4 protein-coding genes and 2 tRNA genes are annotated in these 4,344 nt (G+C 63.1%); 4 read left to right on the top strand and 2 right to left on the bottom strand.

Going from position 1 to position 4,344, the window contains the following annotated elements; all coding sequences use genetic code 11:
* Window positions 1–15 precede the first annotated feature (15 nt).
* A tRNA-Asp gene (locus VOI29_RS22910) sits at window positions 16–92 on the top strand.
* A gap of 80 nt (window positions 93–172) precedes the next feature.
* Window positions 173–249: transfer RNA gene (locus tag VOI29_RS22905), tRNA-Asp, on the top strand.
* Window positions 250–292: 43 nt separating this feature from the next.
* On the opposite strand, the gene VOI29_RS22900 is transcribed toward VOI29_RS22905, so the two are convergent.
* Both VOI29_RS22900 and VOI29_RS22895 read right to left on the bottom strand, forming a co-directional pair.
* A complete protein-coding gene (locus VOI29_RS22900) occupies window positions 293–682 on the bottom strand; it encodes a nuclear transport factor 2 family protein (protein WP_323784001.1) in 390 nt (129 codons plus the stop codon).
* On the bottom strand, window positions 679–2,067 hold the full coding sequence (locus VOI29_RS22895; protein WP_323783999.1) for a M20/M25/M40 family metallo-hydrolase: 1,389 nt from the start codon (window positions 2,065–2,067) through the stop codon (window positions 679–681). The genes VOI29_RS22900 and VOI29_RS22895 overlap by 4 nt, the downstream gene beginning before the upstream one ends.
* 387 nt (window positions 2,068–2,454) lie before the next feature.
* On the opposite strand from VOI29_RS22895, the gene hemA reads away from it, so the two are divergent.
* Both hemA and VOI29_RS22885 read left to right on the top strand, forming a co-directional pair.
* Complete coding sequence (gene hemA / locus VOI29_RS22890) at window positions 2,455–3,678, top strand: 5-aminolevulinate synthase (RefSeq protein WP_323783997.1); 1,224 nt, start codon at window positions 2,455–2,457, stop codon at window positions 3,676–3,678.
* A gap of 129 nt (window positions 3,679–3,807) precedes the next feature.
* A partial coding sequence (locus tag VOI29_RS22885) for a helix-turn-helix transcriptional regulator (protein WP_323783995.1) occupies window positions 3,808–4,344 on the top strand: 537 nt, incomplete at its 3' end.

Below are 4,344 nucleotides of genomic sequence, written 5' to 3'. Positions count from 1 at the left end.
CCGCAAGGCGAAAATGCGGTTGTAGCTCAGTTGGTTAGAGTACCGGCCTGTCACGCCGGGGGTCGCGGGTTCGAGCCCCGTCAACCGCGCCACTTTCGCCTGCCGCCCTGGCATCACAGGGTCCGCCCCGGAGGGGAACAATGGCCGGAAACGGCCGCCGAAAGGCAAACGCGCGGTTGTAGCTCAGCTGGTTAGAGTACCGGCCTGTCACGCCGGGGGTCGCGGGTTCGAGCCCCGTCAACCGCGCCACTTTCTTCCTCGCCGCTATAAAAAGACGCAGCCGGTCTGCAGGTCACGCTCCGGTTTCCGGAGTGTCCTGGCTGAATGTGTTGATCCAGCCTGCGGCGCCCTGCTCCCAAAGCGAGGAGATCAGCATGACCTGCCATTGGCCGCTGCCCGCAGCGCAGTACCGCGCGCGGTAGGACAGCAGTGCAGCGCGCGCTGTAATGATGCGCAGTTGCGCATCACTCAGCCGGTATCGCGCCATCAGCGGCCCGTCTTTCAGTTGCCCGCAATGGCCTGCCTTGTCTGAAAAGCCGCTGGGATAGACGCCAAGGAAGTCCTCCGACAGCAGCCGGCCATCCGCCTCGGGATCGCCAGAGACAAGCGCCTCCCAGACCTTGGTTTCCAAGGCGAGAATGTCGGCCAGATGCGGGCCTTCGGCCGCTTTCTGTTCCGTCATGGCGCCAGGGCGTCCAGGACACGGGCCCAGGAGCGGATGCCCTTGTGGAAGCTCTTCAGGTCGTATTTCTCGTTCGGCGAATGGATCGCGTCGTCGTCATTGGCAAAGCCGATCAGCATCGCGTCCATGCCCAGGATCGACGTGAAGAAGCCGGCAATCGGGATCGAGCCGCCCATGCCGCAGAAGACCGCCTCACGCTGCCACTCGTCCGACAGGGCTGTGCGGGCGGCTTCGAACTCGGGGCGGGCGATGTTCATCACTGCGGCGGGCGAGCCTTCCAGATCATTGTCCCAGCGCACCGAGGCGTCCACCGGCAGGCGGTCCTCCACGTGTTTGCGGATCTTCGTGCGCAGCGCGTCGGGATCCATGTCGCCGACCAGGCGGCAGGTGATCTTGCAATGCGCTTCCGACGGGATCACGGTTTTCGAGCCGGCCCCGTTGTAGCCGCCCCAGAGGCCGTTCACCTCCAGCGTCGGGCGGGCCCATTGCTGTTCCAGGGTGGAATAGGCCTTTTCGCCGTGCGGCTGAGAGTAGCCGACTGAGTTCAGATACTCACCCTCGTCAAAGCCGCAGTTCTGCCATTGGCGCAGCTGGTCTTCCGGCACCTCATGCACACCTTCATAAAAGCCGTCGACGGCAACGCGGCCGGTCTCAGTGTCATAGAAGGAGGCGATCACTTCCGAGAGCACCCGCAGCGGATTCAGGCCGGGGCCGCCATAGTGGCCGGAGTGCAGGTCGATGCGCGGGCCGGTGATAGTGAATTCGTCCTTCAGCATGCCGCGCAGCTGCGAGGAGATCGACGGCACCCCGCGCGACACCATCGAGGTGTCGCAGATCAGCGCGAGGTCGGCTTTCAGCTCTTCCGCGTTGGCCTCCATGAACGGGATCAGCGAGGGCGAGCCGGATTCCTCCTCGCCTTCAAAGAAGAAGGTGATGCGGCAGGGCAGGGAACCGTTGACCGCTTTCCAGGCGCGGCAGGCCTCGACAAAGGTCATCAGCTGGCCCTTGTCGTCGGAGGCGCCGCGGCCGCGGATCACGGTGCCGTTCGGGGTTTCCTCCAGCTGCGGCTCGAACGGCGGCGTGTTCCACAGCTCCAGCGGATCCACCGGCTGCACATCATAGTGGCCGTAGAACAGCACATGCGGCGCGTCCGCGTTCTCCTCACCGACATGGCCCACCACCATCGGATGGCCCGGCGTTTCGCGCTTTTCCGCCGCGATGCCGATGGCATTGAGGTCCGCGACCAGCCAGCCGGCGGCTTTATCACAGTCCGCCTTGAAGGCAGGATCGGTGGAAATCGACTGGATCCGCAGCAGGTCCATCAGCCGTTCGGTGGCGGCGTCCAGCTCTGTGTCGATCCGGTCCAGAACATCATTCAGTGCCATTTTTCATTCTCCTGCGTGTCCGGTTGCGGGCAATTTGCCGCGGACCCTAACAGCGGCCCGGAACGGGGGCCAGTGGGGGAAGGGAGGGATTTCGCTTGTTTTTTCCGGGGCGGCAGGTTTCCGATCCTGCACATTTGCGGCCGGAAAGGCAGCAAATGCGCCGCAAATGGGGGGCGATTTGGCGCAGGCGTTCTTGCCGCCGCCCTGTTTAAGTTTTATTGGACCTGCATCAATGTTGCGCACCAAGGGCTGCGCGTATGCAGTTGATCGAAGGGGGTGCCTGCGGTATTCATTCCGGACCGTGAATGTGGCCGCATCGCCGGAAGGCCGTGCCCTTTTTACACAGCCCGCGTGCCCCCGGGGCCGCAAGAAGCCATGGAGATGCCGGTGGATTATACCGCGAAACTGGATGCAGCGATTGCCAGCCTTCACGACGAGGGCCGTTACCGGACCTTCATCGATATCGAGCGCAAGAAGGGGCATTTCCCGCATGCGGTCTGGACCCGCCCGGACGGCAGCGAACAGGACATCACCGTCTGGTGCGGCAATGACTATCTGGGCATGGGTCAGCATCCGGTTGTGCTGGAGGCAATGCACGATGCGATCGATTCCACCGGCGCAGGCTCCGGCGGCACCCGCAATATCTCGGGCACCACGGTGTATCACAAGCAGCTGGAGGCGGAGCTTGCCGATCTGCACGGCAAGGAAGCATCGCTGCTGTTCACCTCGGCCTATATCGCCAATGATGCCACGCTGAGCACGCTGCACAAGCTGTTCCCGGGGCTGATCATCTATTCCGACGCGTTGAACCATGCTTCGATGATCGAGGGCGTGCGCCGCAACGGCGGTGCCAAGCGCATTTTCCGGCACAACGACCTGGCGCATCTGCGCGAACTGCTGGAAGCGGACGACCCCAAGGCGCCAAAGCTGATTGCCTTTGAATCGGTCTACTCGATGGATGGGGATTTCGGCCCGATCGAGGAAATCTGCGACCTGGCTGACGAATTCGGCGCGCTCACCTATATCGACGAGGTGCATGCGGTCGGCATGTATGGCCCCCGCGGCGGCGGCGTCACCGAGCGCGACCGCCTGGCCCATCGCATCGACATCATCAATGGCACGCTTGCCAAGGCCTTCGGGGTGATGGGTGGCTATATCGCGGCCTCGGCCAGAATGTGCGACGCGATCCGCTCTTATGCGCCGGGTTTCATCTTCACCACCTCGCTGGCGCCTGCCGTGGCGGCGGGGGCGGCGGCCTCGGTTGCTTATCTGAAAGGCGCGCAGAACCTGCGCGACAAGCAACAGGACCAGGCCAAGGTATTGAAACTGCGGCTCAAGGGCCTCGGCCTGCCGATCATCGACCATGGCAGCCACATCGTGCCGGTGATCGTCGGCGATCCGGTCCACACCAAGGTGCTGTCGGACCACCTGCTGGAGGACTACGGCATCTACGTGCAGCCGATCAATTTCCCCACCGTGCCGCGCGGCACCGAGCGTCTGCGCTTTACCCCGTCGCCGGTGCACGGCCCCAAGGAAATCGACGCGCTGGTCCAGGCAATGGACTCATTGTGGTCGCATTGTGCGCTGAATCGTGCCGAACTTGCCGGGTAACCTACTGATCAGTGTAAATTTACCTTTGCTGTGTTACGCTGTTGTCAATCAATGAGCGGGCCTGAGTCGCAACTGTGATTCCTTCACCGCCCTGAACAGATTGCGGCAGGCAGAAATGGGACATCAGGCATGATCGGGCGCTTCACCCAGCGCAAGCAAGAAGAGCATGGCGGAACGGCAGAACCGAAGGGGTTCGACGATTTCGAACTGAAGCTCGGCGACGTGATGCGCGGTGAACGGGCAACGATGGGCAAGTCGTTGCTGGATGTCCAGCGCGAGCTGCGGATCAAGGCGTCCTACATCGCCGCGATTGAGAATTCAGATCCTTCTGCCTTTGACACACCCGGCTTCATCGCCGGGTATGTGCGTTCTTATGCGCGCTATCTGAACATGGACGCAGAAGCCGCCTTTCAGGACTTCTGCCGCGAAAGCGGCTTTACCGTGGCCCACGGCATGTCTGCCAAGGCCTCCAGCCGAAGCCCGGCCGGTGCTGGCCCGGCGGCAGCGTCCACCGGACTGGGCGGCGATGCCTTCGGCGCGTCCAGCACCCCGTTTGTTCCGGCCCCCAGCAGCTTGCTCAGCCAGATCGAACCGCGGGCTGTCGGCTCGCTGATGGTGCTGACAGCACTGATCGGCGGCATCACCTATGGCGGCTGGGCAGTCCTG

The organism is Leisingera sp., assembly GCF_034669605.1.
Taxonomy (GTDB): Bacteria; Pseudomonadota; Alphaproteobacteria; order Rhodobacterales; family Rhodobacteraceae; genus Leisingera.
This window is presented reverse-complemented; position numbering and strand designations above follow the sequence as displayed.